This window comes from Microcella indica (assembly GCF_013414345.1).
GTDB lineage: Bacteria > Actinomycetota > Actinomycetes > Actinomycetales > Microbacteriaceae > Microcella > Microcella indica.
The window spans coordinates 498,249-524,832 of the sequence record NZ_CP058670.1 but is presented as its reverse complement, the minus strand read 5'-3'; the positions used below and the strand labels follow the sequence as shown (position 1 = coordinate 524,832).

At 70.1% G+C, this 26,584-nt stretch carries 28 protein-coding genes and 1 tRNA gene; 13 read left to right on the top strand and 16 right to left on the bottom strand.

Going from position 1 to position 26,584, the window contains the following annotated elements; genetic code table 11:
* Positions 1 to 90: 90 nt before the first annotated feature.
* Together HUJ41_RS02610 and HUJ41_RS02605 are read right to left on the bottom strand one after the other, a co-directional pair.
* Positions 91 to 570: a gluconokinase gene (locus tag HUJ41_RS02610; protein WP_179873237.1), complete on the bottom strand. Its 480-nt coding sequence runs from the start codon at positions 568 to 570 to the stop codon at positions 91 to 93.
* Positions 571 to 593: 23 nt separating this feature from the next.
* On the bottom strand, positions 594 to 917 hold the full coding sequence (locus HUJ41_RS02605) for a putative quinol monooxygenase (protein WP_179873236.1): 324 nt from the start codon (positions 915 to 917) through the stop codon (positions 594 to 596).
* A gap of 153 nt (positions 918 to 1,070) precedes the next feature.
* Here HUJ41_RS02605 and gndA point away from each other — a divergent pair, with 153 nt between their 5' ends.
* A complete protein-coding gene (gene gndA, locus HUJ41_RS02600; RefSeq protein WP_179873235.1) occupies positions 1,071 to 2,519 on the top strand; it encodes an NADP-dependent phosphogluconate dehydrogenase in 1,449 nt (482 codons plus the stop codon).
* 6 nt (positions 2,520 to 2,525) lie between these two features.
* Here gndA and HUJ41_RS02595 read toward each other — a convergent pair whose 3' ends face one another.
* Both HUJ41_RS02595 and HUJ41_RS02590 read right to left on the bottom strand, forming a co-directional pair.
* Positions 2,526 to 4,445: a CoA transferase gene (locus tag HUJ41_RS02595; RefSeq protein WP_179873234.1), complete on the bottom strand. Its 1,920-nt coding sequence runs from the start codon at positions 4,443 to 4,445 to the stop codon at positions 2,526 to 2,528.
* Complete coding sequence (locus tag HUJ41_RS02590; RefSeq protein WP_179873233.1) at positions 4,442 to 5,722, bottom strand: APC family permease; 1,281 nt, start codon at positions 5,720 to 5,722, stop codon at positions 4,442 to 4,444. Before HUJ41_RS02590 ends, HUJ41_RS02595 begins: the two co-directional genes overlap by 4 nt.
* Before the next feature lie 58 nt (positions 5,723 to 5,780).
* On the opposite strand from HUJ41_RS02590, the gene HUJ41_RS02585 reads away from it, so the two are divergent.
* Positions 5,781 to 6,155: a hypothetical protein gene (locus tag HUJ41_RS02585; protein ID WP_179873232.1), complete on the top strand. Its 375-nt coding sequence runs from the start codon at positions 5,781 to 5,783 to the stop codon at positions 6,153 to 6,155.
* A 53-nt stretch (positions 6,156 to 6,208) separates the two neighbouring features.
* Here the strand turns inward: HUJ41_RS02585 and HUJ41_RS02580 are convergent, their stop codons facing one another.
* On the bottom strand, positions 6,209 to 6,364 hold the full coding sequence (locus tag HUJ41_RS02580; protein ID WP_179873231.1) for a hypothetical protein: 156 nt from the start codon (positions 6,362 to 6,364) through the stop codon (positions 6,209 to 6,211).
* 125 nt (positions 6,365 to 6,489) lie between these two features.
* Between HUJ41_RS02580 and HUJ41_RS02575 the strand changes: the two genes are divergently transcribed.
* Positions 6,490 to 7,851: a transaminase gene (locus tag HUJ41_RS02575; RefSeq protein ID WP_179873230.1), complete on the top strand. Its 1,362-nt coding sequence runs from the start codon at positions 6,490 to 6,492 to the stop codon at positions 7,849 to 7,851.
* 107 nt (positions 7,852 to 7,958) lie between these two features.
* On the opposite strand, the gene HUJ41_RS02570 is transcribed toward HUJ41_RS02575, so the two are convergent.
* Together HUJ41_RS02570 and glmU are read right to left on the bottom strand one after the other, a co-directional pair.
* Positions 7,959 to 8,936, bottom strand: a complete 978-nt coding sequence (locus HUJ41_RS02570; RefSeq protein WP_152582129.1) for a ribose-phosphate diphosphokinase — start codon at positions 8,934 to 8,936, stop codon at positions 7,959 to 7,961.
* A 48-nt stretch (positions 8,937 to 8,984) separates the two neighbouring features.
* Entirely contained in the window at positions 8,985 to 10,433 is a 1,449-nt protein-coding gene (gene glmU / locus HUJ41_RS02565) for a bifunctional UDP-N-acetylglucosamine diphosphorylase/glucosamine-1-phosphate N-acetyltransferase GlmU (RefSeq protein WP_179873229.1), read from the bottom strand.
* 146 nt (positions 10,434 to 10,579) lie between these two features.
* Between glmU and HUJ41_RS02560 the strand changes: the two genes are divergently transcribed.
* Together HUJ41_RS02560 and HUJ41_RS02555 are read left to right on the top strand one after the other, a co-directional pair.
* Positions 10,580 to 11,641, top strand: coding sequence for a type IV toxin-antitoxin system AbiEi family antitoxin (locus HUJ41_RS02560; protein WP_179873228.1), 1,062 nt, complete (start codon positions 10,580 to 10,582; stop codon positions 11,639 to 11,641).
* A gap of 43 nt (positions 11,642 to 11,684) precedes the next feature.
* Positions 11,685 to 12,482 carry a hypothetical protein gene (locus tag HUJ41_RS02555; protein WP_179873227.1) on the top strand — a complete coding sequence of 266 codons (798 nt, stop codon included), beginning with the start codon at positions 11,685 to 11,687 and terminating at the stop codon, positions 12,480 to 12,482.
* Positions 12,483 to 12,564: 82 nt separating this feature from the next.
* Here HUJ41_RS02555 and HUJ41_RS02550 read toward each other — a convergent pair.
* Positions 12,565 to 12,636, bottom strand: a tRNA-Gln gene (locus HUJ41_RS02550).
* A 93-nt stretch (positions 12,637 to 12,729) separates the two neighbouring features.
* On the opposite strand from HUJ41_RS02550, the gene HUJ41_RS02545 reads away from it, so the two are divergent.
* Positions 12,730 to 13,233 carry a MarR family winged helix-turn-helix transcriptional regulator gene (locus HUJ41_RS02545; RefSeq protein WP_179873226.1) on the top strand — a complete coding sequence of 168 codons (504 nt, stop codon included), beginning with the start codon at positions 12,730 to 12,732 and terminating at the stop codon, positions 13,231 to 13,233.
* 7 nt (positions 13,234 to 13,240) lie between these two features.
* Here HUJ41_RS02545 and HUJ41_RS02540 read toward each other — a convergent pair whose 3' ends face one another.
* Positions 13,241 to 13,648, bottom strand: coding sequence for a DUF3592 domain-containing protein (locus HUJ41_RS02540; protein WP_179873225.1), 408 nt, complete (start codon positions 13,646 to 13,648; stop codon positions 13,241 to 13,243).
* A gap of 25 nt (positions 13,649 to 13,673) precedes the next feature.
* Complete coding sequence (locus HUJ41_RS02535; protein WP_179873224.1) at positions 13,674 to 14,081, bottom strand: arsenate reductase ArsC; 408 nt, start codon at positions 14,079 to 14,081, stop codon at positions 13,674 to 13,676.
* Positions 14,082 to 14,243: 162 nt separating this feature from the next.
* On the opposite strand from HUJ41_RS02535, the gene HUJ41_RS02530 reads away from it, so the two are divergent.
* The 3 genes from HUJ41_RS02530 to HUJ41_RS02520 are packed head-to-tail and all read left to right on the top strand — an operon-like array spanning position 14,244 to position 15,807.
* Positions 14,244 to 14,594 carry an ArsR/SmtB family transcription factor gene (locus tag HUJ41_RS02530; RefSeq protein WP_179873223.1) on the top strand — a complete coding sequence of 117 codons (351 nt, stop codon included), beginning with the start codon at positions 14,244 to 14,246 and terminating at the stop codon, positions 14,592 to 14,594.
* Between the two features lie 4 nt (positions 14,595 to 14,598).
* On the top strand, positions 14,599 to 15,366 hold the full coding sequence (locus tag HUJ41_RS02525; protein WP_179873222.1) for an MIP/aquaporin family protein: 768 nt from the start codon (positions 14,599 to 14,601) through the stop codon (positions 15,364 to 15,366).
* A 9-nt stretch (positions 15,367 to 15,375) separates the two neighbouring features.
* On the top strand, positions 15,376 to 15,807 hold the full coding sequence (locus HUJ41_RS02520) for a hypothetical protein (protein WP_179873221.1): 432 nt from the start codon (positions 15,376 to 15,378) through the stop codon (positions 15,805 to 15,807).
* Positions 15,808 to 15,898: 91 nt separating this feature from the next.
* Here the strand turns inward: HUJ41_RS02520 and HUJ41_RS02515 are convergent, their stop codons facing one another.
* The 3 genes from HUJ41_RS02515 to HUJ41_RS02505 all read right to left on the bottom strand — a co-directional run bounded on the left by HUJ41_RS02515 (position 15,899) and on the right by HUJ41_RS02505 (position 20,305).
* A complete protein-coding gene (locus HUJ41_RS02515) occupies positions 15,899 to 17,467 on the bottom strand; it encodes a SulP family inorganic anion transporter (RefSeq protein WP_179873220.1) in 1,569 nt (522 codons plus the stop codon).
* 153 nt (positions 17,468 to 17,620) lie between these two features.
* Positions 17,621 to 19,444: an ABC-F family ATP-binding cassette domain-containing protein gene (locus tag HUJ41_RS02510; RefSeq protein WP_179873219.1), complete on the bottom strand. Its 1,824-nt coding sequence runs from the start codon at positions 19,442 to 19,444 to the stop codon at positions 17,621 to 17,623.
* A gap of 78 nt (positions 19,445 to 19,522) precedes the next feature.
* Entirely contained in the window at positions 19,523 to 20,305 is a 783-nt protein-coding gene (locus tag HUJ41_RS02505) for an IclR family transcriptional regulator (protein ID WP_179873218.1), read from the bottom strand.
* Between the two features lie 129 nt (positions 20,306 to 20,434).
* Between HUJ41_RS02505 and HUJ41_RS02500 the strand changes: the two genes are divergently transcribed.
* Genes HUJ41_RS02500 through HUJ41_RS02485 form a run of 4 tightly spaced genes read left to right on the top strand, consistent with a single transcriptional unit; the run spans position 20,435 to position 23,646 of the window.
* Positions 20,435 to 21,166 (top strand): CoA transferase subunit A, encoded by a 732-nt coding sequence (locus tag HUJ41_RS02500; RefSeq protein WP_179873217.1) that lies wholly within the window; start codon positions 20,435 to 20,437, stop codon positions 21,164 to 21,166.
* Position 21,167: 1 nt separating this feature from the next.
* Positions 21,168 to 21,815 (top strand): CoA transferase subunit B, encoded by a 648-nt coding sequence (locus tag HUJ41_RS02495; RefSeq protein ID WP_179873216.1) that lies wholly within the window; start codon positions 21,168 to 21,170, stop codon positions 21,813 to 21,815.
* Positions 21,812 to 22,978 (top strand): acetyl-CoA C-acyltransferase, encoded by a 1,167-nt coding sequence (locus HUJ41_RS02490; protein WP_179873215.1) that lies wholly within the window; start codon positions 21,812 to 21,814, stop codon positions 22,976 to 22,978. The genes HUJ41_RS02495 and HUJ41_RS02490 overlap by 4 nt, the downstream gene beginning before the upstream one ends.
* Before the next feature lie 35 nt (positions 22,979 to 23,013).
* Entirely contained in the window at positions 23,014 to 23,646 is a 633-nt protein-coding gene (locus HUJ41_RS02485; protein ID WP_179873214.1) for a signal peptidase II, read from the top strand.
* Here the strand turns inward: HUJ41_RS02485 and HUJ41_RS02480 are convergent.
* From HUJ41_RS02480 to HUJ41_RS02470, 3 genes are read right to left on the bottom strand one after another with little or no spacing between them, the layout of a single operon-like run.
* Positions 23,576 to 24,511 carry a 4-(cytidine 5'-diphospho)-2-C-methyl-D-erythritol kinase gene (locus HUJ41_RS02480; protein ID WP_179873213.1) on the bottom strand — a complete coding sequence of 312 codons (936 nt, stop codon included), beginning with the start codon at positions 24,509 to 24,511 and terminating at the stop codon, positions 23,576 to 23,578. The genes HUJ41_RS02485 and HUJ41_RS02480 overlap by 71 nt on opposite strands.
* Before the next feature lie 9 nt (positions 24,512 to 24,520).
* A complete protein-coding gene (locus HUJ41_RS02475) occupies positions 24,521 to 26,113 on the bottom strand; it encodes an MDR family MFS transporter (RefSeq protein WP_179873212.1) in 1,593 nt (530 codons plus the stop codon).
* Complete coding sequence (locus tag HUJ41_RS02470; RefSeq protein WP_179873211.1) at positions 26,110 to 26,571, bottom strand: TetR family transcriptional regulator; 462 nt, start codon at positions 26,569 to 26,571, stop codon at positions 26,110 to 26,112. Before HUJ41_RS02470 ends, HUJ41_RS02475 begins: the two co-directional genes overlap by 4 nt.
* Positions 26,572 to 26,584: the final 13 nt, after the last annotated feature.

The window sequence follows — 26,584 nt, the reverse complement described above, 5'->3', positions numbered from 1 at the left end:
GAACGCGTGAGGAAAGACCGTGAATGCCTTGCCCACCGCGTCGATCACGGAGCGTGTAGCACGCTCCCTCGCCGAAGTCCGCCCGTCAGTCTACCCGAGCACAGGGCGGTCGAACACCGCCGCGATCTCCTCGGCGAGAGACTCGACGCTGCGCGCGGCGTCGACCTCGATGACGACCTCGTCATCCTCCGGGTCGTCGAGCGTCGCGAGCTGCGAGTCGAGCAGCTGCTCGGTCATGAAGTGGCCAGTGCGCCCCGCGAGGCGCTCGGAGAGCAGTTCGCGTGTCGCCCGCAGCAGGACGAAGGCCGTGAGCGGAGCATCCTGCCGCAGTCGATCGCGATACGACCGGCGCAGGGCGCTGCACGCCATGATGCAGGGCGCGTCGTCGCGCAGGGATGCGGCGACGGCGTCCAGCCAGGGGGCGCGGTCCTCATCGGTGAGAGGGATGCCCGACCGCATCTTCTCGACGTTAGCCGGGCTGTGCAGGTCGTCGGCATCGAGGAACCGCACGCCCGCGAGCGCGGCCGCCTCGAGGCCCACGGTCGTCTTGCCTGCCCCCGAGACGCCCATGAGGACGAGCGAGAGGGTGCCGCTCAGAGCGCACCCCGGCGAGCATCGCCGACGGGCAGGGGAGCGAGGCGCGTGACCTCGACCGGCTCCGCCAGATGACCGTCGAGTGCGGCGACGAGGGCCGCGACCGGGGCGCCCGCGCCGTGCGCGTCGAGCTCGGCCGCGCTCGACCACTTCTCGAGCATGACGATGCTGCCATCGGGAGCATCGTGGATCGCGTAGAGCTCGCACCCCGGCTCGTCGTGCACGAGCGGGATCGCCTCGCGCAGAGCGTCGAGCACGGCACCGCGGCTCTCGGGCAGCGGGCGGAAGTACGCGGTCACAACGACGGGCTCGGCGGAGGTCATGGGGTCAGGGTACCCGTCGCACCGCAGAATCCTGGGCGCCCGCTCACGGCGCGAGGGACTCGCGAGAGAGGAGGCTCTAGGCTGGGAAGAGCCGTGCGACCGCGTCCCGCACCCCCGTGCATCTCATCCGCCCCACACCCGCAGGAGTTCCCCGTGACCCAGCCCACCGCCAACATCGGAGTCGTCGGACTCGCCGTCATGGGGTCGAACCTGGCCCGCAACCTCGCCAGCCGCGACGGCAACACGGTCGCCGTGTACAACCGCTCCTACGAGAAGACGGAGACTCTCCTCTCCGAGCACCCCGAAGCCGGTTTCGTCGCCACGCAGGACTACGCCGAGTTCGCCGCCGCCCTGCAGAAGCCCCGCACCGCCATCATCATGGTGCAGGCCGGCCGCGGCACAGACGCCGTCATCGACGCGCTCACCGAGGTGTTCGAGCCGGGCGACATCATCGTCGACGGCGGCAACGCTCTCTTCACCGACACGATCCGCCGTGAGAAGGCCGTGCGCGAGACGGGCATCAACTTCGTGGGCGCCGGCATCTCCGGCGGCGAGGAAGGCGCCCTGCTGGGGCCCTCGATCATGCCGGGCGGCTCCGCCGAGGCATGGGTCACGCTCAAGCCCATCCTCGAATCGATCGCGGCCGTGGCCGAGGGCGAGCCCTGCGTCACCCACGTCGGCACCGACGGCGCCGGCCACTTCGTCAAGATGATCCACAACGGCATCGAGTATGCCGACATGCAGCTCATCGCCGAAGGCTACGACCTGCTGCGCCGCGTCGGCGAGCTCGACCCCGCCGAAATCGCCGACATCTTCGCCGAGTGGAACACCGGCGAGCTCGAGAGCTACCTCATCGAGATCACCGCCGAGGTGCTGCGCCAGGTGGATGCCGAGACCGGCAAGCCCCTCGTCGACGTCATCCTCGATCAGGCCGGCGCGAAGGGCACCGGTGCGTGGACCGTCAAGAGCGCCCTCGACCTCGGCGTGCCCGTGAGCGGCATCGCCGAAGCCGTCTTCGCCCGCTCACTCTCCTCCAAGCCCGCGCAGCGCGCCGCCGCCGCCGGCATGCCCTCCGGCGCCGAGGAGTGGCGGGTCACCGACCGGGACGCCTTCATCGAGGACGTTCGGCGCGCGCTCTTCGCCTCCAAGATCGTCGCGTACAGCCAGGGGTTCGACGCCATCGTCGCGGGCGCCGAAGAGTACGGCTGGAGCATCGAGAAGGGCGACATCGCCAAGATCTGGCGGGCCGGCTGCATCATCCGCGCGCGCTTCCTCAACCGCATCACCGACGCCTACGCCGAGCAGCCCGACCTCGTGGCCCTCGTCACGGCACCGTACTTCGCCGACGCCGTCTCGGGTGCGCTTCCGTCGTGGCGACGCGTCGTCGCGGGCGCCGCGCTCGCCGGCATCCCCACCCCCGCCTTCGCCTCCTCGCTCTCCTACTACGACGGCCTGCGCGCCGACCGCCTGCCCGCCGCCCTCGTGCAAGGGCAGCGCGACTTCTTCGGAGCGCACACGTACCAGCGCGTCGACAAGGACGGCACCTTCCACACGCTGTGGAGCGGCGACCGCGCCGAGATCAGCGCCGCCGACACGCACTGAGGACCTTCAGCTGCGGGAGTACTTCGCTCGGGCGAGGGACTGATCTCCGCTCACGCGACCCACGAACCAGCGGGTGAAGAGGAGCAGGCCGGGCACGAGAAACGCGATGAGAGCGGCGCCCGTCGAGAGCGACACGACGAGCACCGTCGCGAAAGACTCCCCCGCGATCGGCTCTCCCACGCGCAGCGCCCCAGCGGCACCCGTCACGAGAACGCTCGCGGCATAGCCCGCGAGCGTCGTGATCGCCACCGCGGGCGCCACGGTCACGACGCGCGAGGCGGCGTACCAGGCGCCGGCGAGACCCGCGGCCTGCGCGGCGGCGCCCGCGAGCCACTCCAGCTGCGTCCAGAAGTACAGCTGGGGCGCGCCGCCCAGGGCCAGGGAGCCGAGCAGCCCGACGGCTCCCTGCAGGCCCCACACGAGCGCCGCGCTCAGGAACGCCCACACGAGCGTGCGACCAGCGCCCAGCGCCGCCACGGCCCGCCCCGGCGAACCAGCCGCGGGGCCCGTGGGGCCCGTGCGGCGCGCGGGCGGGGCCTCGTCGAGGTCGGACTGCCACTCTGGCTCGTCCGACCCGAGCGGTCGGGGCGCCACGAAAGTCTCGATGCGCACGCCCGCGACGCTCAGCGGCGGGTCCAGCACGAGAGCCTCGCCCCAGAACGTCTCGATCGTGCGACCCGGCAGCGTCGGCGGCGCGGGCGACGTCGCAAAGGCGGTTGCATCGGTCGAGGGGCCCTGCGAGGTGAGCATGGCATCGCGCAGCGACTCCAGCTCGAGCGCGGTGCGCGCCAGCGACAGGCGACTCAGCGACCCCGCACCGGTGTGGCGGGCACGCGCGACAGCGCGCAGAGCGGCCGCCGCCGCGAACCAGCCCGTGGCGTGATCGAGCGCCTGCACAGGAAGGGGCAACGGTGTCTCGGCGGCAGCCTGCAGCATCCCCCGGTGCGCGATGCCCGAGGACATCTGCACGAGGCTGTCGAAGCCGCGCCGCCCTGCCCACGGGCCCGAATACCCGTACGCGTCGATCTGCACCTCCACGAGTCCGGGTCGCACGCGCCGCAGCGTCGCGGCATCGAGCCCCATCGAGTCGAGGGCCCCCGGGCGATAGCCGTGCACGAGAACGTCGGCCTCCGCGAGCAGGGCCAGCAGCTCCGCGCGATCCTCCACGTCGTCGGTGTCGAGGCGCGTGCACCGCTTGCCGAGCGTCATGTCCGGCGCCACCGACGGCTCATTCCAGCTCGGCGGATCCACGCGCAGAACATCGGCCCCCAACAAGGCGAGCACGCGCGTCGCCACAGGCCCGGCGAGCACACGCGTCAAGTCGAGCACCCGCACGCCGGCGAGGGGCCGCTCCGCCACCCCCGCGGGGAGCGGTCGACCCGCCTCGCGCACGTCCACCGCGACGAGAGGCTCCGCGGCCACCGCGATGCCCTGAGGATGCCGCGACCACTGCTCGACGGACCGCATGACCGCGGCGCATCCGCCGGCGATCACGACCTCCGTCTCGAGCACGTCGCCGGTCCACCGCTCGACCGCCGCGGCGACCGCCGCGCGGTCGGCCGGCTCCGGCACTCCGAGCACGCGCAGGGCGACCGCCCGATGGTGGGGAGCGTTCGTGTGCAGTCGGATCCAGCCGTCGGCCGTGCGGTAGTCGCCCGCGATCGCGTCCCACGGCGAGGCAAGCGGCTGAACCGGTCGCACCGCCGCGGAGAACCAGGCGTCAGCGAGAGGTCCGTGGACCACGACCGAGCCGCTCGCCCCCTCCGCATGCGCGGACTCCTCGACGGCAGGATGGCCCGACCCTTCGGCGAGCCTCGCGAGCGCGAGGCCGACCGCGCCGACGGCTTGCGCTGCGAACACGCTGACCGGGTACGCGCCGCCCAGGGTCGGCGTGCCCGTCACGGCGACGGCGGGTGTCTCGGTCATGTGTCCTCCGGGGTTCGACGCGACGGTGCTGCGCCGCCGCGGACGGCGAGCACCCGCACGAGTAGCCCTGCCGCCAGCAGCACGGCCGTGCCGAGCAGCGAGCCCCACGGCAGCGCGGCGACGAGCAGCACGCAGCCGAGCAGGCCCGCCACCGCGACGGCGCGCGGCTGCCAGCGGTACTGCGCCTCCTGACGCAGAGCCGCGAGGTGCGCGATCGCGTAGTAGAGCAGCACCGCCGCACTCGAGGCCGCCACGAGCTGCGCCGGCTCGAGCAGCAGCACGATCACGATCGCGACCGCAGCGATCACCCCCTCCGCGACGACCGGAGCGTGGGTGCGCGGCGACACGTGGGCGAGCACGCCGGGCAGGTCGCGCTCGCGCGCCATCGCGAGCGACGTGCGGCTGAGCCCCGCGAGGATCGCCATGAGGGAGCCCAGGCACGCGACACCCGCGAGCACCGCGACGAGCGGGCGCCACGCGGGGTCGAGAAGCTCCGCCAGCGGGGAGGCGCTCGCGGCGAGAGCACCAGACGACAGTCGACTCGTGAGCGTGATCGCGATGATCGCGTAGAGGGCGAGGACGACGGCGAGGGCGAGAAGAATCGCGCGCGGCAGCGTGCGCCGAGGATCGCGCACCTCCTCCCCCAGTGTCGCCATGCGCGCGTAGCCCGCGAAGGCGAAGAACAGGAGCGCGGCGGCCTGCACGACGTCGTACGGAGTGGCGAGCGTGAGGTCGAGCTCGGGGCCGCCCGGCTGGGGGGCGGCGAAGGCCGCGACGAGCATCCCGATCAGACCCGTGAGCACGACCGAGACGATGACCAACGACACACGGGCCGTCGTGCGCACTCCCGTCATGTTGAGCGCGGCGAACACGACGATGAGGCCGACGGCGAGCGGCGTACGGGCCTCCGGCCACACGTACGCGGCGGCGACCGACGCGATCGCGGCGGCCGACGCCGTCTTGCCGGTCACGAACAGCCACCCCGCGGTGAAGCCCCACCACGGGCCCACCCAGCGGCGCCCGAACGCGTACGCCCCGCCCGACACCGGGTGCGCCATAGCGAGCTGCGTCGTGCTGAACGCGTTGAGCGTCGCGACGACCGCGGCGACGAGCAGCGCCACGAGCAGACCGCCCGCGCCGGCAGCCGCCGACGCCGGCGCCCACACGAAGAACGCCCCAGCACCGATCATCGACGCGAGCCCGATGCCCACCGCCCCGACGACGCCGAGGCTGCGAACGAGCCCCCCGGGCGACGACGTGGGCACGCTCGGGCTCATGGACGCCAGACTATCGGCGCGCACAGGGTCCGGAGCGGCGGGTGCGAGACTGGAGGAGATGGCCGATGACGAGAACCCCCGCGAGCTCGACGACTGGGAGCCCTACGACGCCTCCGACGACGAGGCGACCACCCCGTGGGAGCGCCGCCGCCGGATCATGCGCATCGTCGCCCTCATCACCATGATCGCCATGGTCGTACCCGGCGCGCTCACATCATGGGCGATCGCGCAGTCCACTGCCGAGAGGTCGTGCCGCATCGCGGTCGACTACTACGCCAACGAGCGCACGCCCTCGCGCGTCGCCTTCGAGCTCGGCTCTCCCGACACGCTCGGCTGGAACTGCTACGCCGTCGCCCCCACCGGGGAGGTGCGCGTCGCGCTGCTCGGGCTCATCCCGGGCCCGCCCCGCCTCGTGCCCACGACACGCGTCTGACGCTCGCGCTCGGCACAGGCCGAGCCGAGTCTGGGCGGTTCAGACCGGCTGACTCACGATGTGGTCTTGCGCTTGAGCCAGCCGAAGATGCCGGTGGCGAGGAAGAGCACGATGCCGACGACGGCGAGCCAGAAGAGGCCCTCGATGACGAAGCCGAGAATCGACAGCACCAGCCAAATGACGAGAAGGATGACGATGAACTGGATCATCTCCGCCACGCTACTCGGCTCTCGGTAACGCGCCCAGGAGGGCGCCCAGGAGATGCACAGGCTCTCGGCGCCGCCGCACGAGTGCGCACTGCGCACTCGCCGCCAGTCCGGGACAGAATGAGCGCATGACCGTCATCGATCGCACCCGACTCACCGAACTCGCCGAGCGCGAGCAGGCCGCCTTCGCCGCGGCACGGCCCCGCTCGCGCGCCGCCTACGAGGGCGCCGAGCACCTCTTCGGACGGGTGCCCATGACCTGGATGAACAAGAAGTCGGGCGCCTTCCCGATCTACCTCGATCGCGCCCAGGGCAATCGCGTGTGGGACATCGACGGGCACGAGTACATCGACTTCGCCCTCGGCGACACCGGCTCGATGGCCGGGCACTCGAACCCCGCCGTCGTCGAGGCCGTCACCCGCCGCATCGACGAGCTCGGCGGCCTCGTGACGATGCTGCCGACGGAGGACGCCGAGTGGGTCGGCGCCGAGCTGTCCCGCCGATTCCGCATGGACCGCTGGTCGTTCTCGCTGACGGCGACGGATGCGAATCGCTGGGCGATTCGACTCGTGCGCGCGATCACCGGAAAGCCGAAGATCCTCTTCCACTCGTACTGCTACCACGGATCGGTCGACGAGTCGCTCGTCGTCGTCGGGCCCGACGGCGAGAGCATGGCGCGCCCCGGCAACGTGGGCGCCCCGGTCGACGTCACGGAGACGTCGCGCGCCGCCGAGTACAACGACCTGCCGGGCCTCGAGCGCGCCCTCGCGCACGGCGACGTCGCCGCGGTGCTCATCGAGCCTGCCCTGACCAACATCGGCATCGTCCTGCCCGAGCCGGGCTACCTCGAAGGCGTGCGCGAGCTGACCCGCCAGTACGACGCGCTGCTCATCATCGATGAGACCCACACGTTCTCGGCCGGGCCCGGTGGCATGACGACGGCGTACAACCTCGAGCCCGACCTGGTCGTCATCGGCAAGTCGATCGGCGGGGGCATCCCGACCGGGGCCTACGGCCTCTCAGCCGAGTTCGCCGAGCGCGCGCTCGCGCGCGACGACCTCGACCTCGTCGACATGGGAGGCGTCGGCGGCACCCTCGCGGGCAACCCGGTCTCGGTCGCGGCGATGCGCGCGACGCTCGAGCACGTGCTGACCGACGAGGCCTTCGCGCACATGATCGACACGGCGACGTACTTCACCGACGGGGTCAACGAGCTGTTCGACCGGTACGAGCTGCCGTGGGCGATCAACCAGCTCGGGGCGCGCGCCGAGTACCGCTTCGCCAGGCCGTACCCGATCAACGGCACGCTCGCGGCCGAGGCCGCCGACGGCGAGCTCGAAGACGTCATCCACCTCTACCTCGCCAACCGCGGCATCATGCTGACGCCGTTCCACAACATGGCGCTCATGGCGCCCATGACGACGCGGGCCGACGTGGATGCTCACCACGAGGTCTTCGAGGCGTGCATCCGAGAGCTGCTCGCGCTCTAGCTGTCTCCGGCGCACGAGTGTGCCACGTAGTGGCAACTGTGCTCGCTGTAGGCGGCACAGTTGCCACCCACGGGCACAGTTGTACCAAGCTGAGGTGCCGCAGCAGGTTAGGCGGCGCCGTCGAACATCGAGGTGACCGACCCGTCGTCGAACACCTCGTGGATGGCGCGCGCGAGCAGAGGCGCGATGGGCAGCACCGTGAGGCGATCCCAGCGCTTGTCGGCCGGCACGGGCAGCGTGTCGGTCACGACGACCTGGTCGATCGACTCATCCTGGAGGATCTCGAAGGCCGGGTCGCTGAAGATCGCGTGAGTCGCGGCGACGACGACGCCCGTGGCGCCCGACTTCTTGAGCGCCTCCGCGGCCTTGACGATCGTGCGACCGGTGTCGATCATGTCGTCGACGAGCAGGCACACGCGGCCCTCCACCTCGCCGACGATCTCGTGCACGGTCACCTGGTTGTGCACCATCGGGTCGCGCCGCTTGTGGATGATCGCGAGTGGAGCATCCAGCTTCTGGCTCCAGATGTCGGCGACGCGCACGCGCCCCATGTCGGGCGAGACGACGGTGAGCGTCGCCGGGTCGAGCTGGGCGCGGAAGTGCTCGAGCAGCACGGGCATCGCGAAGAGGTGGTCGACGGGGCCATCGAAGAAGCCTTGAATCTGAGCGGCGTGGAGGTCGACGCTCATGATGCGGTCGGCGCCGGCGGCCTTGAACAGGTCAGCAACCAGTCGCGCGCTGATGGGCTCGCGACCTCTGCCCTTCTTGTCTTGACGCGAGTAGGGGTAGAAGGGCGCGACGACCGTGATGCGCTTGGCGCTGGCCCGCTTGAGGGCGTCGACCATGACGAGCTGCTCCATGAGCGCCTCGTTGATGGGCTTCGCGTGCGACTGCAGCACGAAGGCGTCGCAGCCGCGCACGCTCTCGTCGTAGCGGGCGTAGATCTCACCGTTGGCGAAGGTGCGGGCGTCGGTGTGCACGACGTCGGTCTGCAGGTATTCGGCAACCTGCGCGGCGAGCTCGGGGTGGGATCGCCCCGACACGATGACGAGTCTCTTCTGGCCGGTGATCTTGATGCTGGCCACTACTGCCCGCCTTCCGCCGCGTTGTGCGACTTGTCGTGTTCTGGTCGCCTACTCGGTGCTCCGGTCCCCATCGGTCTCGGATGCGGCCGCTGCCGCCTCCGCCGCAGCCGTCCCCGGGCGATTCGCCGCCACCCATCGTGGAACAGTGCGCTGAGGTGCGTGGTTCACCGCGAGGGCGCCGGCCGGAACATCCTTGCGGACCACCGTTCCTGCTCCCGTGTACGCTCCGTCCCCAATCCTAACGGGGGCGACGAACACGTTGTGCGAGCCGCTGCGCACGTGCGAGCCGACCTCGGTGCGGTGCTTCTTCACACCGTCGTAGTTGGCCGTGATGGTGCCGGCCCCGATGTTGGAGCCCTCTCCCACCGTCGTGTCGCCGATGTAGCTCAAGTGCGGCACCTTGCTGCCGAGCCCGATGACGGCGTTCTTCGTCTCGACGAAGGTGCCGATCTTGCCGTCCGCGGCGAGCCGAGTGCCGGGTCGCAGGTAGGCGAAGGGCCCGACGGATGCGCCCGCTCCGATGACGGCGAGGGTGCCGTCGGTGCGGCTCACGCGCGCACCCTCCCCCACCTCGCAGTCGGTGAGGGTCGTGTCGGGGCCGACGACGGCGCCGCGCGCGATCGTCGTCGCGCCCTTCAGCTGCGTGCCCGGGAGGATCTCGGAGTCCTCCTCGAGGGTCACGGTGCGGTCGATCCACACGCTCGCGGGGTCGCTGATGGTGACGCCGGCGAGCTGCCAGCCGCGCACGATCATCTGGTTGAGGCGCAGACCCGCGTCGGCGAGCTGCACGCGGTCGTTGACGCCCGCGACGATCCAGCTCTGGCCAGCGGGCAAGGCGGCGACGGGGTGCTCGTCCCCGCGCAGCAGGCCGATGACGTCGGTGAGGTATTTCTCCTGCGCCGCGTTGTCGGTCGAGACGAGGGCGAGTTTCTCGCGCAGCGGCGCCGAGCGGAACACATAGGTGCCCGAGTTGATCTCGGTGAGCGCCCGCTCCGCCTCGGTCGCGTCCTTCTGCTCGACGATGCGGTCGAGCGTGCCCGCCACATCGCGCACGATGCGGCCGTACCCGGTGGCGTCGTCGAGCACCGCGCTCAGGACGGTCGCCGCGGCCTCGGCTCCCCGGTGCCGCGCGAGCAGGGAGGCGAGCGTCTCGGCGTCGAGCAGCGGCACATCGCCCGAGACCACGAGCACGTCGCCCTCGAAGTCGGCGGGCAGCGCGGCGAGGCCCGCCTCGACTGCTCGGCCGGTGCCGGGGATCTCGTCCTGATCGGCGATGATCGCGTGGGCATCCAGGTCGGCGATCGCCGCGGCGACCACGTCGCGCTCGTGACGCACTACCGCGACGACGTGCTCGGGGTCGAGCGCGCGGGCCGTCGCGAGAACGTGGCCGATGAGCGGCACGCCGGCGAGCCGGTGCAGCACCTTCGGGGTGCGCGACTTCATGCGCGTGCCCTGCCCGGCGGCGAGGACGATGACGGCGAGGCGCGAATCGGTCATGGCCCCATTGTGTCAGCGGTCGTCATTGTGTCAGCGGTCGTCGCCCACGGGAGCGGACCTCGAGTACTGTGCCGATTTGTTTCCCCTTCCAGCTTCTTGGAAGTTATTTCGAGAAAACTGAGTTGTTTCTTGATACAGTGAAAACTGTGAAATCTGGAAACAACCCCGGCATCGCTGTTCTCATGAACGTCGTGCCGCCCGCCATGATGCCAGTCGACGGCATCAACCATGTCGAGCTCCGCTACAACGGCACAACGATCCGACTCGATCCAGAATGGATCGGTGAAGGGTTCCCTGCCGACGTTCGAATACTGCTCAATAAGGCGCGCAATCCGGAGCAGCGCGGAACAATGGTCGTCACCGCGCGCCGCATGAGCCCCGGTGCAGTCGAGTTGCTCACTGAACACCGGCTCTCGTGGGCGGATGCCGCTGGTCACGCAGAGATCACCCCAGATAGCGGCATATACATATCCCGACAGAAGCCGAAACCGATCCCGCGCCGCATGCTGACCGGAATGAACTGGTCACCCAGCGCGAAGCGGGTCGTCGAGTACATCCTCAGTCGTCAGATATCCGCGGTGAGTCCAGCACCCACACCGTGGAGCAGTATTGACCGCATCTCGTTGATCGCTGAAGCAACAGGGATCTCGCCAAGTTCGGTTGCCAAGGTCCTGCTCATGCTCGATAACGAGGGCTACACCTCCAAGTTCGGCCCAGAAAGAGGGCCGACATCGTGGCGAGAGCTTCCGCAGCGGGGGAGGCTGTTGAGCGATTGGGCGGCCTGGTACAAGCGATCCACCCACAGCGAGGAGAGTGCAGAACTTCACGTGCTCTCGCGCGAACCTCGCGATTGGCAACGCTACATTTCCCAAGGTCTCACAACTACACCGTGGGCAGTCTCCGGCTGGCTTGGTGCCTCTGCGCTTGCCCCGTTCACAACATCTGTGCCGGACATGATTGTCTACGTTCCCGACAAGGACTTCGAAAGCTCAATCGAGCGACTAACGCGCCACGACGACATGACGGTCGTCGATCGGGGTGGACGCGTGCATCTTCGCAGCGCACCGCGCTTCACCTTCGAATTCGATCGACACATCGATGGGCTGCCCGTCGCGTCTCCGGTACGGGTCTATGCGGACCTGGTGCGTTCTGGCGGGCGGGCGCTAGAGGCTGCGGAACACCTTCGGGAGATCGCGATTGGCTTCTGACGAGCGAAGTAGAGCCACCCGTCACCGGGCGGAAGAAGTGCTCGTGCGGTTGGCCCTGCTTGCAGGACCTCACGTTTCCGACTTCGTCGTCATCGGCGGGTTGAACCCCGACTTCTTGGCGCCCGACTCGCCATACCCGCACCTGGGAACGACCGACGTGGATTTACTCTTCGAGTTGGGTCTCAGTTTTGAGCGCGATGATCAGGACTTCGAGTGGCTGGATCAGGCTCTCGAGGCTGCGCAGTTCCATCCCAGGTCAGGCGACCACGGGTGGCAATGGAACGGAGTGCTCGGTGACTCCGTAGTAAGGCTCGATCTGCTCAGCGATGTCTACGACCACCCCGGTCAACCGATGGCGCTCCCGGGGGCGACCAGGGCGAGGGTCCAAAATTTTCGCGGGCCGGCGGCTGCGTTGCACGATCCTATCGAGCGCAACCTCCGGGTTCCGACCGCGATACTTGCAGAGTTGCCGGGAGCGCCGGATGCCGTGCGCTTGAAGTTCGCCAGCTTGGGGGGTTACCTGGCCGCGAAGTCTGCAGCGATGATGTCGCGCGGCGAAGACAAGGACGCGTACGATCTCGCTTTCGTGATCATGTACGCGCCGCGCGGGCCTCGTGCCGCTGCGGCCGCCGTTGCGGAGGTTCGGCTACCTCCGCACGTGGAGCCGGTCAGGGAGATAGTTGTAGAAGCCGTGAGCAAGCTCGCAGACCCGGCGTCCGGCATTGTGGGCGCAGTTGTGCTCCAACTCAACCAGGCCGGTGACGATTCGCCGACGGAGCAACTGCGGGTAGACGTGAGCCAGTCGGCTCAAGCGTTTCTTCGCGGACTAGAGAGTGCCTAGCCAGCCAAAGTTCTCGAGCGTGTCGGCGCCCATTCACGACGTGACTCGACTGACCGTCACTCCGGAGCGATCCTTCGGATCGCTCCGCCCCCAGGACTCGAACCTGGACCTAACAGCTCCAAAGGCTGTCGTGCTGCCATTACACCAAGGCGGAAAGCGCCCCCAGAGAGGGACGGCTCCAGTCTGCCAGAGCGCGCGCGAGCACTCGAAAGGGCGACGCCGAGGCGCGCACCTCGATAATGGGGGGATGACGCAGCCGGACGAGGTCGACCGCATCGTCGACGCGTGGCGCCGCGAGCGCCCCGACCTCGACGTCGAACCGCTGCAGGTGCTCTCGCGCGTGAGCCGCCTCGCGCGGCACCTCGACCGCGCCCGCAGGGCCGCCTTCGCGGCCTCCGAGCTCGAATCGTGGGAGTTCGACGTGCTCTCCGCCCTGCGCCGCGCCGGTGAACCCTACGAGCTCAGCCCCAAGGCTCTGCTGCAGCAGACGCTCGTCTCGAGCGGCACCATGACCAATCGGGTCGACCGGCTCACCGTGCGCGGGCTCGTCGAGCGTCGCACCGACCCCAACGATGGGCGGAGCATCCGGGTCAGGATGTCGGCGGAGGGGCGCAGCCGCGTCGACCGCGCGATCGGCGTGCTACTGCAGAGCGAAACCGAGCTGCTCGAGAGGCTGCCGCGCGCCGATCAGACGCAGCTCGCCGACCTGCTGCGCACGCTCGGTGCAGGCTTCGACGAGATGCCTGCCTGAGCTGTGCCTACGCGCTCGCCATGAGGGGCAGCAGGAACGCGACGATCGTCGCGATCGCCCCAACGGTGGTGAGGATGCCGCCGAGAGTCAGAAGCACTCGCCCGTCGTGCGAGGGGTCGTCGAGGCGCGGCGTGTCCGGGCGCGAGGGGTGCACCCACACGGTGCGGGCATCCCCGACAGCAGGAATCTGACCCGTGAGCGGCGACGTGCTCTCGCGCACCTCGCCCTCCTCCCCGAACCAGCGGATCTTCGCATCGCGGTCGCGCACCGTCGCGACGACAGCTTTCGCCGTCGTGTAGCGGCTCGACCACGCGCGACGGCCGATGCCGATCACGAGAAGCACGAGACCCACGGGGAGGGCGAGCCACGCGAAGACCTCGGCGGCGATCGCGATGGCATCGAGGGGCTCGGTCACCCTCACATCGTAGGGCCAGTCGGGCTCAGGCGGTGGGGACGAGCTCCGCGAGGAGCGCCTGGATGCGGCCCTTGATGTCGTCGCGGATCACGCGCACCGACTCGATGCCCTGCCCGGCAGGGTCCTCGAGCTCCCAATCTTCGTAGCGCTTGCCGGGGAAGATCGGGCACGCGTCGCCGCAGCCCATCGTGATGACGACGTCCGAGTCGCGCACGGCCTCCGTCGTGAGCACCTTGGGCGTGTTGTTCGCGATGTCGATGCCCTCCTCCGCCATCGCCTCGACCGCGGTCGGGTTGATCTGATCCTTGGGCTCCGAACCGGCCGAGAGCACCTCGACGCGGTCGCCGGCGAAGTGGCGCAAGTAGCCGGCGGCCATCTGCGAGCGGCCGGCGTTGTGGACGCAGACGAACAGGACGGTGGGGGTGTCGGACACGGGTGCTCCCTCGTGAGTGAGTAGGTGCGCGGGCGGGCCGACCCCGGAGGGGCAGCACCTGATGTATTGATGAATGTCGATGACCAGGATACGCTCATCGCATCGACCACTGTCAATGGAACAGCCCGACGGTGAACGCACGATGAACGAGGGGATGCCCGCATGACCACACGAGAACTGCTGCCCGTCATCGACGCCACGGCGTGCTGCTCGCCCCTCACGCGCGAGACGATCAGCGCCGACCACGCCGACGACCTCGCCCGTTCGCTCAAGGCCCTCGCCGACCCGGCGCGATTGAGGCTCATCTCGATCGTCGCCGCGAGCGAGGGCGCCGAGGCATGCGTGTGCGACCTCACCGAGCCGCTCGGTCTCAGCCAGCCGACCGTCTCGCACCACCTCAAGGTGCTCGTCGACTCCGGATACCTCGAGCGCGAGAAGCGCGGCACGTGGGCGTACTTCCGGCTCGTGCCCGGCTCGCTCGACTCCGTCGCCCACCTCCTCGCGACGGTCTAAGCCCGTGACCACTCCCCCGCTGCCCCGCCGCCTGCTCGCCGAATACCTCGGCAGCGCTCTGCTCGCCGCGATCGTCATCGGCTCCGGCATCATGGCGACGACCCTCACGCCCGACGTCGGCGTACAGCTGCTCATCAACGCACTCGCGACAGCGATGGGCCTCACGGTGCTCATCCTCGTCTTCGGCCCCGTCGGCGGGGCGCACTTCAACCCCGCCGTGACCCTCGCCATCGCGACCCTGGGCGACATGAGGTGGCGGGACGCCCCCGCGTACGTCGTCGCGCAGATCGCAGGGTGCGCATCCGGCGCGATTCTCGGCAACGCCATGTTCGCCCTGCCCGCGGTGACGATCAGCACGACCGCGCGCGCGACGGGAGCGAATCTTCTCGCGGAGGTCGTCGCCGCGGCGGGACTCGTGCTCGTGATCCTCGCCCTCGTGCGCTCGAACCGTCTCGACTGGGTGGCGCCCGCGGTCGGCGCCTACATCGGCTCGGCGTACTTCTTCACGGCATCCACGAGCTTCGCGAACCCCGCCATCACGATCGGGCGGATGCTGTCAGACACCTTCGCAGGGATCGCCCCGGCGAGCGCCCCGCCCTTCATCGCCGCGCAACTGCTCGGCGCAGCCATCGCCGTCGGGCTCGCCGTGCTGCTCTACCCGCGCACCGTCATCGTCGTCGCCGAGACGCCGGGCGACCCCGGCGAGCCCGGCACGCTCACGGACGCCGCCGCGCACGTCGAGCCCGAGACGCAGCGCAGCGGCGCCCACTAGCATCGGCGCATGCCCTTCTGGCGACGCACCTCCAGCGCCGACGCGCATCTGCCCAAGAGCGACCGCGGCAGCGGCTCGCTCGACGACTACGACTACGACCTCGTGCCGAACAAGAAGTCGACGACGATGCGGCTCGCCGGTAGCGACGCCCACCAGGACGAGCTCACCGCCCTGAGCGGCGAAGACCCCGAGACGCTCACCACCGCGACACCGGCCCGCTCGCTGGAGCAGGAGAAGGTGGATGCTCCGCTCGAGATCCGCGTCTTCGCCGGGCGCCGCGTGAGCGGCGTCGTCGGCACGGTGCCACGCGGGCTCGAGGGTGTGGTCGACGAGGCGATCCGCCGGCTGGAGGGTCGCGGCGACAAGCCGCGCATCCCGATCGTGATCGCCGCCACGAAGCACGGCTACCGCGTCGACCTGCAGATGGGCCTCACCCGCTGATCAGCCGCGTCGAGTTGTGCGCTTCTGTCGAACAGGAGTGTCGCGAACCGTCAACTCGACAGAAGCACTCGACTCGACACCTCTCGGCGCGCTAGTGCCCGGCGCCGAGGTGGCCGGCGAGGCGCCCGTGCAGCGCTGACGACTCGTCATTCATGTCGATGATCTCGACGCTCTTGCCGTAGCGCTCGTACTTCGTCGTGATGGCGTCGAGCGAGGCGACCGTCGAGGCGTCCCAGATGTGCGAGCGCGAGAGGTCGATGACGACGTACTCGGGGTCGTCGCGGTAGTGGAACTGCGTCGTGAGGTCGTTGCTCGAGGCGAAGAACAGCTCCCCGTCGACCGTGTACAGCGCCGACTGCGTTCCGTCGAGCGCGTCGACGATGCGCCGCTCCACGGTCGCGAAGTGGGCGACCCGGCGGGCGAAGAGCGCCATGGCGACGACCACACCGAGACCGACCCCGATGGCGAGGTTGTGCGTGACGACGACCGCGACGACCGTCGTGACCATGACGGAGGTCTCGCTCTTCGGCATGCGCCGCAGCGTGCCCAGCTGCACGCTGTGCCAGTCGAACGTCGCGAAGGCCACCATGACCATGACGGCGACGAGCGCAGCCATGGGGATCGCCGCGACGACATCGCCGAGGGCGAGTACCAGGACGAGGAGGAACACGCCGGCGAAGAACGTCGAGAGGCGTGTGCGCGCTCGCGAGACCTTCACGTTGATCATCGTCTGGCCGATCATGGCGCACCCGCCCATGCCGCCGAAGAAGCCGCTGAGCACGTTGGCGATGCCCTGGCCGTACGCCTCACGGGTCTTGCCCGACGGGGTGTCGGTGATGTCGTCGACGAGCTTCGCCGTCAGCAGCGACTCGAGAAGCCCGACGACCGCGAGGGCGATCGCGTATGGCCCGATGATGCCGAGCGTCTCGAGGTTCAGCGGCACGTCCGGCCAGAGCAGCTCGGGCAGGCTCTCGGGCAGGTCGCCCTGGTCGCCCACAGTCGGAACCGTGATCGACATCCACGCGACGAGAACCGTCACGACGACGACCGCGACGAGCGGTGCCGGCACGACAGTCGTGAGGCGGGGCATCCCGATCATGATGAGGAGGCCGACCGCGACGAGCGGGTAGACCTGCCACGGCACATCGAACAGGTAGGGCAGCTGCGCGGTGAAGATGAGGATCGCGAGCGCGTTGACGAAGCCGACCATCACCGAGCGCGGGATGAAGCGCATGATCTTGGCGAAGCCGGTCGCCGCCATGACCACCTGGATGAGCCCGCCGAGAATCACCGTGGCGATGAAGTAGTCGGTGCCGTACTCGCGCGCGACCGGCGCGATCACGAGCGCGATCGCTCCCGTCGCGGCGGTGATCATGGCGGGGCGACCGCCGAGGAAGGCGATCGCGACGGCCATGACGAACGAGGAGAACAGCCCGACGCGCGGGTCGACGCCCGCGATGATCGAGAAGGCGATCGCCTCGGGGATGAGCGCGATCGCGACGACGAGGCCCGCGAGCACCTCGCGCGTGAGGATGCGCGGGCTGCGCAGCGCGCCGAGCGTCTGGGACTGGCGGAACGGAATCTTGGACAGCAGGGACACGGAGGTCACCCTTCGATCGGGCGCGGATCGCGCGCACAGGACATGACAGGAGCGCGTCATCGCGCGGCAGGCAGTCCTGCGGATTCAGCGGCGGCCGCGGCGCACAGGCACAAGCGGCGTCCAGATCGAACCGGGGGTGTGGGAAGGTGACGCAGACTGCGGCGTCGCTCCCAGCCTACACGGAGCGTCGCCAGGCACTCCGGGCAGTGTTCTCTAGGCGAGCAGCTCGCCGAGCTCGAGCCAGCGCGTCTCGACGGTGGCGAGCTGCGACTCGAGCCCGCGCACTTGCTCGTGCAGAGCGCCCATGCCGGCGTAGTCGGCGGGGTCGTGCTCGGCGAGCTGGACGTGCAGCGCGTCGATCTGGCCCTGCAGCTTGGCGATCTTGCGCTCGGCGGCGGCGAGCTCCTTCTCGGCGTTGCGCTTCTCCGCCCCCGACAGGCGAGAGACGGGGGCCGCGGTCGCGGATGCTCCTCCCGCCTCCGTGACGGAGGCCACGGTCGCGCGCCCCGCATCCTGCGAGCCCGTGGGCGCCGCGGCGGACGCCGCGATGCGCAGATACTCGTCGACCCCACCCGGCAGGTGCCGCAGCCGACCGTTCAGGATCGCGTACTGGTTGTCGGTGACGCGCTCGAGCAGGTACCGGTCGTGGCTCACGACGACGAGCGTGCCGGGCCACGAGTCGAGCAGGTCCTCGATCGCCGCGAGCATGTCGGTGTCCATGTCGTTGGTGGGCTCGTCCATGATGAGCACGTTGGGCTCGTCGAGCAGGATCAGCAGCAGCTGGAGGCGGCGCTTCTGGCCACCGGAGAGGTCTTTCACGGGTGTGGAGAGCTGGGCCGAGGTGAAGCCCATGCGCTCGAGCAACTGGCCCGGCGTGAGCTCTTTGCCGCCCGTGACGTATGTCGTGCGCTTCTCGGCGATGACGGCGCTCACACGCTGGTGGGCGACGGCGCTCAGGTCGCCGAGCTGCTGGTCGAGTGTCGCGACGACGACGGTCTTTCCCCGCTTGACGCGACCGGTGGTGGGCTCGAGCGAGCCGTCGATGAGCTTGAGCAGTGTGGACTTGCCGGCGCCGTTGATGCCGAGGATGCCCGTGCGCTCGCCGGGCGCGATGCGCCACTCGACATCGTGCAGGATCTCGGTGTCGCCGTAGCTCACGCCGACGTCGAGCAGGTCGATGACGTCTTTGCCGAGGCGCGAAGTGGCCATCTGCGCGAGCTCGACGGTGTTGCGCAGCGGCGGCACGTCGGCGATGAGCGCGTTCGCGGCCTCGATGCGGAACTTCGGCTTGGCCGTGCGGGCGGGCGCCCCGCGCCGCAGCCAGGCGAGCTCCTTCTTCATGAGGTTCTGGCGCTTCGACTCCATGGTCGCCGCTTGACGGTCGCGCTCCATGCGCTGCAGCACATATGCCGCATAGCCGCCCTCGAAAGGCTCCACGATGCGGTCGTGCACCTCCCACGTGTTCTCGCTGATCTCGTCGAGGAACCACCGGTCGTGCGTCACGACGAGCAGGGCGCCCTGCCCCCGCGGCCACCGGCGCTTGAGGTGCTCGGCGAGCCACGCGACGCCGCCGATGTCGAGGTGGTTGGTGGGCTCGTCGAGCACGACGATGTCCCATTCCCGACTGAGAAGGGCGGCGAGGGCGACGCGGCGGCGCTGGCCACCGCTCAGGTCGTCGACCAGGGTGCTGCCGGGGATGTCGGCGATGAGCCCCGCGAGCACGTCGCGCACGTTGGCGTCTCCCGCCCACTCGTGCTCGTCGCGGTCGCCCACGACGGTGTCGATGACCGTGCGACCCGTTCCCAGGTCATCGGTCTGGTCGAGCATCCCGAGGGTCACGCCGCGGCGGCGCGTGACGCGACCGTCGTCGGGCTCCTGGAGGCCGGCGAGGATGCGCAGCAGGGTGGACTTGCCGTCGCCGTTGCGCCCGACCACGCCGATGCGGTCGCCGTCGCCGATGCCCACCGTGACCCCCTCGAGGACGACGCGGGTGGGATATTCGACGCGGAGCTGCTCGGCTCCCAGCAGGTGGGCCATTCGCATCAGCCTAGAGGCAGGCCGCTGGGCGGTCGCGGGGTGCCAGACGGGCGCGCGCCGAGGCGCGGCCGCGGAGGCTCAGCGGCCGGGCGCCCGGGAGAGCTGCTGCGTGAGCGCGTGCGCGTGCTGCAGGAGCGCGCGACCGAGCTCGCGGCGGCGGTCGTCGCGAAACCCCGACTCGATGCCCGTGAGCGAGAGGGCCCACGCGGGGCGGCCGCGCTCGTCGAACACCGCCGCGCCCATGCCCCAGCTTCCCTCGACCAGGAGGCCGGGATTCACCGAGTACCCGGTCGCGCGCGTGCGCTCCAGACGCTCGAGGAGCTGCGCGGTGGCGTGCGAGACTCCCCACTCTCCCTCGAGGCGAGCGCGGTCGAGGTACTCATCGCGCTCCTCCTGGGGCAGGAAGGCGAGGATCGCGAGGCCCGCCGATGCGACGCCGAGGGGGAAGCGGATGCCCTCGTGCAGCACGAACGAGCGGATCGGGAAGCTGCCCTCCTCCCGCAGGAGGCACACCGTCTCGTCACCGCGGCGCGCGGAGAGGAACGCGCTCTCCCCCGTGAGGCGCGCGAGCTCGCGCACGTGCTCGCGCGCGAGCTCGGCGATGTCGTAGCGCTCGGCGGCGATCGAGCCCATGAGGTAGAGCTCGGGGCCCGTGACCCAACCGGCACCATCTCGATCGAGGAAGCCCTCGGTGGCGAGCGCGCTCAGCAGGCGGTGGGCTGTCGGGCGCGTGAGGCGGGTCGCGGCCGCGACGTCGCTCGTCGAGATCGGCGCGGGGGCGTGGGCGCTCACCGCCCGCAGCACCGCACCCACGCGCGCGACGACCTGCGTACCGGTGCGCGGCTCGAGCGGAGCATCCATGTCCACATAATGGACCATCTCCGCCTCGGATTCCACAATGAGTGCAGACGTTGACCGTCCAGCGGGGGCTGGATAGCGTCAGCACTCATCAGAATGTGGTCACCGGTGACCCGCTGAGGAGGAGTCGAGATGGGCAGCAGCAAGGTCAGGAGCTCGGCGGCGGAGGCTCTCGAACCCGTCGTCACCGACGGGCAGACGATCGCGGTCGGAGGATTCGGGCTCAGCGGCAACCCCACCGACCTCATCGAAGCGCTGCGCGACCTGGGCGTGAAAGACCTCACGATCGTGAGCAACAACATGGGTGTCGACGGCGTCGCACTCGGTCTGCTCATCGAGAACCGACAGGTGCGCCGCGTCATCTCCTCCTACGTGGGCGAGAACAGACTCTTCGCCGAGCAGTACCTCTCGGGAGAGCTCGAGGTGGAGTTCGCACCTCAGGGGACGCTCGCCGAGCGCATGCGCGCGGGAGGCGCCGGCATCGGCGGCTTCTACACGCGCACGGGGGTCGGCACGCCCGTCGCCGAGGGCAAGCCGACGCGCGAGCTCGACGGCGTCGAGTACGTGCTCGAGCGCGGCATCGTCGCCGACGTCGCCCTCGTGCGGGGGCACCGCGCCGACCGCGAGGGCAATCTCATCTACCGGAAGACTGCGCGCAACTTCAACCCCCTCGCCGCCATGTGCGGCCGCGTCACCTTCGCCGAGGCGGAGATCATCGAGGAGAACTACCTCGACCCCGACGAGATTCACACCCCCGGCGTCTTCGTGCAGCACGTCGTGCCGGCGAGCGACCGCGAGAAGCCCATCGAGAAGCGCACGACGCGCCCGCGAACGGCGAGCGCCGAGACAGACGGAGGTCGCTGACATGAGCTGGACGCGTGAAGAGATGGCCGCGATCGCGGCACTCGAGCTCGCCGACGGGCAGTACGTGAACCTCGGCATCGGCATCCCGACCCTCGTCGCCAACTTCCTGCCCCCCGGGGTCTCGGTGTCGCTGCAGAGCGAGAACGGGATGCTCGGTATGGGCCCCTTCCCCGTCGAGGGCGAGGAGGACGCCGACCTCATCAACGCCGGCAAGCAGACCGTGACGATTCTGCCCGGCGGATCGTACTTCGACTCGGCGACCTCGTTCGCCATGATTCGCGGCGGGCACGTCGACATCGCCATCCTCGGCGCCCTGCAGGTCTCTGCCCGCGGCGACCTCGCCAACTGGATGATTCCCGGCAAGCTCGTCAAGGGCATGGGCGGCGCGATGGACCTCGTCGCGGGCGTGCCCCGCGTCGTCGTCATCACCGAGCACTGCGCGAAGGACGGCAGCCCGAAGATCGTCGCCGAGTGCGATCTGCCCCTCACGGGCGTCGGCGTCGTGCACCGCATCGTGAGCGATCGCGCGGTGTTCGACGTTACCGACAACGGACTCGTGCTGCGCCGCCTCGCGCCGGGCGAAGAACTCGATGCGCTACGGTCCGACACGGGCGCACCGTTCGCCGTCGAGCTGGAGGAGGCCGCATGAGCACCGTCATCGCGGGGTACGCCCGCACACCCTTCGTGAAGTTCTGCGGGGTCTTCTCCGCCCTCTCCGCGACAGAGCTCGGCGCGCACGCGACGACGGCCGCTCTCGGTCGCGCAGGAGTCTCCCCCGATCAGGTGGACCTCGTGATCGCCGGGCAGGTGCTCCAGGGCGGCGCGGGCCAGAACCCTGCGCGGCAGACAGCCGTCGCGGCGGGCATCCCGCTCACGACCCCCGCCGCCACCCTCAACGTCGTGTGCCTCTCGGGTAGCGAGGCCGTCGCCGCCGGCGCCCGCGCGATCGCCGCCGGCGAGGCGCGCATCGTCGTCGCGGTCGGCCAGGAGTCCATGACGCTCGCGCCGCACGTGCTGCGCGATGCCCGCATGGGGCGCCGCTATGGCGCGATGGAGGTCGTCGACACGCTCGAGCACGACGGTCTGAGCGATGCCTTCGAGCGCACCTCCATGGGCTCGCTCACGGAAGGCCACACGGCCTCCGCGCGCATTTCTCGCGATCGGCAGGACGCCTGGGCGGCGCGCTCCCACGAGCGCCTCGCGACGTCGGTCGGGATGCTCGCCGACGAGATCACGCCCGTGACGCCCTCCGCCAAGGTCGGTGCGATCACCGCAGACGACGGCCTGCGCGCCGACACGACGCCCGAGTCGCTCGCGCGTCTGCGCCCCGCGTTCGCGAGCGAGGGCACCGTCACCGCGGGCAACGCCTCGCAGATCTCCGACGGTGCGGCGGCGCTCGTGCTCGTCGAGGAGTCCTACGCCGCCGAGCTCGGCCTCACCCCGCTCGCGCGCATCGAGGCCGGCGCGCTCGTCGCCGGGCCCGACCTCTCCCTGCTCGAGCAGCCGGCCCGCGCGATCGAGGCGGCTCTCGACCGCGCCGGTCTGCGTGTCGACGAGCTCGCGGGCGTCGAGATCAACGAGGCCTTCGCCTCCGTGGCCGTGCGATCCGCCGACGTGCTCGGGGTCGATGACGAGCTCATCAACCCGCACGGCGGCGCGATCGCGCTCGGCCACCCGATCGGGGCCTCCGGTGCTCGCCTCGTGGGGCACCTCGCCCGCCGACTCCAGGCGCTCGGCGCGGGCTCGCTCGGCGCAGCTGCCCTGTGCGGCGGCGGCGGTCAGGGCTCGGCGATCGTGCTGCGCGCTCTCTGACTCCGCGCCCCTCCCCCACAGGGCAGAATAGGGGGATGCCCGCCGACGAGTCGCACGCCCAGCCCGCCAGCTCCACACCCGCCGACGGGCCGTCGCCTACCGCGAGCTCTGTGCCGGCGGAGGAGCCGATCGAGACCCGACCGATCCGCCGCGTGCTGCCGTGGACTCTCGTGTGGGCGGCGAGCATCATCCTGTTCGACCAGGGCACCAAGTACTGGGCCGAGGCGACGCTCGAGCGCGGCGTCGGTGTTCCCGTCATCGGCGACTGGATCGAGTGGCGGCTCGTCTACAACCCGGGGGCGGCCTTCGGCATCGGCGGCGACTACACCTGGATTCTGGCAATCGTGGCGGCGGTCGCCGTGGTCGGCATCGCCATCTTCGTCGCCCGCATCTCCAGTGTGCCGTGGGCTCTCGCCGGCGGAGCGCTCCTCGGCGGTGCGATCAGCCACCTCGGCGATCGGCTCTTCCGCGAGCCTGGCTTCGCGCGCGGGGAGATCGTCGACTTCATCGACTACTTCGGTTTCTTCGTCGGCAACGTCGCCGACATCGCCCTCGTCGGCGGTGCGATCGCGATCGTGCTGCTGAGCCTGCTCGGCGTCAGCCCGCGACGACCCGTGCCCCGTGAACAGGACCCGTCGCGCGCAGCACCGTCAACCGGGACGCACTGAGCGCAACCTGCAGCTCGAGCGCGGCATCCGCGTCGGCCGCGAGGAAGGCGACTGTCGGGCCGGAGCCCGAGACGATGCCCGCGAGGGCGCCCTGCAGCTCCCCCTGCTCGAGGGTCTGCGCGAGCTCGGGCTGCAGGTGCAGCGCCGGTGCCTGCAGGTCGTTGTAGAGGTACTCGGCGAGCTGGTGCGCGTCGCCCGCGCGCAGTGCCTGCAGCACCTCGACCTCGACGGCGGGCTGCTCGGGAGCAGGAGCGATGTCGCTCGCGTGACGCTCTCGATGCCGGTCGAGCTCTGCGTAGACCTCGGGCGTCGACAGCCCGGAGTCGGCGAGGGCGAGCACCCAGTGGAAGGTGCCCTGTGCGAGCGCGGGCGAGAGGCGGTCGCCCCGGCCCGTGCCGACGGCCGTGCCGCCCATGAGGGCGAAGGGAACGTCGGCGCCGAGCTCGGCGGCGAGAGACTGCAGCTCATCCCGACCGAGCCGGGTGCCCCACAGGTGGTCGCACGCGACGAGGGTCGCCGCCGCGTCGGCAGAGCCGCCCCCCATGCCGCCGGCGATCGGCACGTGCTTCTCGATGTCGAGAGCCACGCCACCGCGGTAGTCCGTCGTGCGGGCGAGCAGGCGCGCCGCGCGGATTGCGAGATTGCTGCCGTCGGTCGGCAGCCCGGCCGTGTCGATGGGGCCGCGGAAGCGCACCGAGAAGTCGTCGGCGTCGCGCGCGAAGACCTCCTCGTAGAGGGAGATCGCCTGATAGGCGGTCGCGACGTCGTGGTAGCCGTCGTCGAGGAGCGAACCGACCTTCATGAAGACATTGATCTTGCCCGGCGCCCGCGCGTGCACGACAGGAGGGGTCGCCGCAGCCGTCATGCCACCACCCTATGCGAGCGGCGTGGGCTCCCGATCCTTTGCGCCCTGGTCCTGCCCGCTGGCGCCCTCTCCACGGATCGTCGTCGCAAGAGGAGCTTCGATGAGGAAGACGAGCACGGCGGCCGCCGCGAGGGCGAGCGGCACGACGGCCAGGAAGATGGGCATGAGCGCATCGTTGTAGGAGGCGACGATCGGCAGGCGCAGCGCCTCCGGCAGTCCCGCCACGAGCTCGGGCGTGAGGGAGCTCACGCCCGGTGCTGCGGCTGCCTCTGCGGGCACTCGGTCTGCGAGTAGCCCCGTGAGTCGCGCCGCGAACACGGCACCCACCACCGCGGTGCCGAGCGTGCCCCCGACCTGCCTGAAGTAGTTCTGCGCGGCCGTGGCCGTGCCCACCTCGCGATGGGCGAAGGTGTTCTGCACGATGAGGGTCATGACCTGCATGCTCGTGCCGAGCCCGACCCCGATGAGCGCCATCCAGGTGCACACGAGCGCGATCGGGGTCTCGAGCCCGACGGTGGAGAGCAGGCCGAGACCGATCGCGAGCACCACCGAGCCGATGATCGGCAGCACCTTGTAGCGCCCCGTGCGCGAGATGGCGATTCCGACCACGATCGAGGTCGTGAGGAAGGTCGCCATCATGGGGATCATCAGCAGCCCGGCCTCGGTCGCGCTCGCACCCGCCGCCATCTGGAAGTACGTGGGCATGTAGCTCATGGCTCCGAACATGGCGACGCTCACGAGCATGCCCGCTGTCGTCGCGAGCACGAAGTTGCGGGACCGGAACAGACGCAGCGGGATGACCGGCTCGGGCGAGCGCCGCTCGACGACGACGAACAGCCCTGCGGCGAGGACGCTGCCCGCTATGAGCGCGACCATCGTCGCCGAGCCCCAGGCGAACTGCGTACCGCCCCACGTGGCGATGAGCACGATGCCCGTCGTCGCGAGCGTGAGCAGAACCATGCCGGGGTAGTCGATGCGGGCGCGAGCTCCCCGCGCAGGCGGCGGCACGGGCAGCAGGATCGCGATCGCGACGACCGCGACGACGCCGAGCGGCACGTTCATCCAGAAGGTCCAGCGCCATCCCGGCCCCTCGGTGAACCAGCCGCCGAGAAGGGGGCCGGCGACCGAGGAGAAGGCGAACACTCCGCCGAGGATTCCCATGTAGCGCCCGCGCTCGCGCGCCGGGACGACGTCGGCGATCGCGGCCTGCGAGAGCACCATGAGCCCTCCACCGCCGAGACCCTGGACGGCCCGAGCGATGATGAGCATCGTCATGTCGTGAGCCAGCCCGCCGAGCACGGAGCCCATGATGAAGAGGATGACAGCCGCGAGCAGGAGGGGTTTGCGCCCGAGGAGGTCACTCACCTTGCCGTAGATGGGCATCGTCACCGTGGCAGCGAGGAGGTACGCCGTGATCACCCAGGAGAGGTGCTCCACGCCATTGAGCTCGCCCACCAGGGTGGGGAGCGCGCTCGAGAGCACCATCTGACTGAGGCTCGCGAGCAGCATGACGACCATGAGGGCGAGGAAGAGGAGTGTGAGGGTGCGGCGGTCGACGCGCTCGTCGACCGGGGCTGCTGGCACGCCCGCGGGGGCCGTCACCGGGCGATCCCGAGGTCGCGGAAGGTCGAGAGTCCTTCGCGGATCTCCTCCGCAAGGAGAGGTGCCACGAGCGCCTCGACAGCGGCGACGTGCGCGTCGAAGGTCGCCCGCAACTCCGGGTGGCGCTGCACGAGGGCCAATCGGCGACCGCCGACGTGCTCGGGCAGAGTCACGGAGGAGAACGCCGCGAAGATGAGTCTCACCGTGCGCTCGAGCAGATCCGCGGGACCGATGCGGAAGGCGTCGACCGCTTCGGCGCTCAGGCTCGGCGTGCGGAACCCGATGATGGCGTCTTCCTTCGTGGCGAAGTAGTTGAAGAACGTGCGGGTGGAGACGCCGGCGCGTGCGGCGACGGCGTCCACCGTCACGGCCGCGGGACCGCCGTCGAGCGCGAGGTCGGCGGCGGCGCGATGCAGGGCATCCCACGTCTCGCGACGATTCTGCTCACGCCTGCTCATTTCTTGCATTCAT

Coding starts and splice junctions, on each gene's coding strand:
- HUJ41_RS02500 (WP_179873217.1), top strand. CDS start 20,435: ATGGGCAGCAGCAAGGTCAGGAGCTCGGCGGCGGAGGCTCTCGAACCC.
- HUJ41_RS02580 (WP_179873231.1), bottom strand. CDS start 6,364: ATGATCCAGTTCATCGTCATCCTTCTCGTCATTTGGCTGGTGCTGTCG.
- HUJ41_RS02490 (WP_179873215.1), top strand. CDS start 21,812: ATGAGCACCGTCATCGCGGGGTACGCCCGCACACCCTTCGTGAAGTTC.
- HUJ41_RS02470 (WP_179873211.1), bottom strand. CDS start 26,571: ATGAGCAGGCGTGAGCAGAATCGTCGCGAGACGTGGGATGCCCTGCAT.
- HUJ41_RS02510 (WP_179873219.1), bottom strand. CDS start 19,444: ATGGCCCACCTGCTGGGAGCCGAGCAGCTCCGCGTCGAATATCCCACC.
- HUJ41_RS02505 (WP_179873218.1), bottom strand. CDS start 20,305: ATGGATGCTCCGCTCGAGCCGCGCACCGGTACGCAGGTCGTCGCGCGC.
- HUJ41_RS02480 (WP_179873213.1), bottom strand. CDS start 24,511: ATGACGGCTGCGGCGACCCCTCCTGTCGTGCACGCGCGGGCGCCGGGC.
- HUJ41_RS02495 (WP_179873216.1), top strand. CDS start 21,168: ATGAGCTGGACGCGTGAAGAGATGGCCGCGATCGCGGCACTCGAGCTC.
- HUJ41_RS02585 (WP_179873232.1), top strand. CDS start 5,781: ATGGCCGATGACGAGAACCCCCGCGAGCTCGACGACTGGGAGCCCTAC.
- glmU (WP_179873229.1), bottom strand. CDS start 10,433: ATGACCGATTCGCGCCTCGCCGTCATCGTCCTCGCCGCCGGGCAGGGC.
- HUJ41_RS02590 (WP_179873233.1), bottom strand. CDS start 5,722: ATGAGCCCGAGCGTGCCCACGTCGTCGCCCGGGGGGCTCGTTCGCAGC.
- HUJ41_RS02520 (WP_179873221.1), top strand. CDS start 15,376: ATGCCCTTCTGGCGACGCACCTCCAGCGCCGACGCGCATCTGCCCAAG.
- HUJ41_RS02485 (WP_179873214.1), top strand. CDS start 23,014: ATGCCCGCCGACGAGTCGCACGCCCAGCCCGCCAGCTCCACACCCGCC.
- HUJ41_RS02605 (WP_179873236.1), bottom strand. CDS start 917: ATGACCTCCGCCGAGCCCGTCGTTGTGACCGCGTACTTCCGCCCGCTG.
- HUJ41_RS02610 (WP_179873237.1), bottom strand. CDS start 570: ATGGGCGTCTCGGGGGCAGGCAAGACGACCGTGGGCCTCGAGGCGGCC.
- HUJ41_RS02530 (WP_179873223.1), top strand. CDS start 14,244: ATGACCACACGAGAACTGCTGCCCGTCATCGACGCCACGGCGTGCTGC.
- HUJ41_RS02545 (WP_179873226.1), top strand. CDS start 12,730: ATGACGCAGCCGGACGAGGTCGACCGCATCGTCGACGCGTGGCGCCGC.
- HUJ41_RS02595 (WP_179873234.1), bottom strand. CDS start 4,445: ATGACCGAGACACCCGCCGTCGCCGTGACGGGCACGCCGACCCTGGGC.
- HUJ41_RS02575 (WP_179873230.1), top strand. CDS start 6,490: ATGACCGTCATCGATCGCACCCGACTCACCGAACTCGCCGAGCGCGAG.
- HUJ41_RS02515 (WP_179873220.1), bottom strand. CDS start 17,467: ATGACGCGCTCCTGTCATGTCCTGTGCGCGCGATCCGCGCCCGATCGA.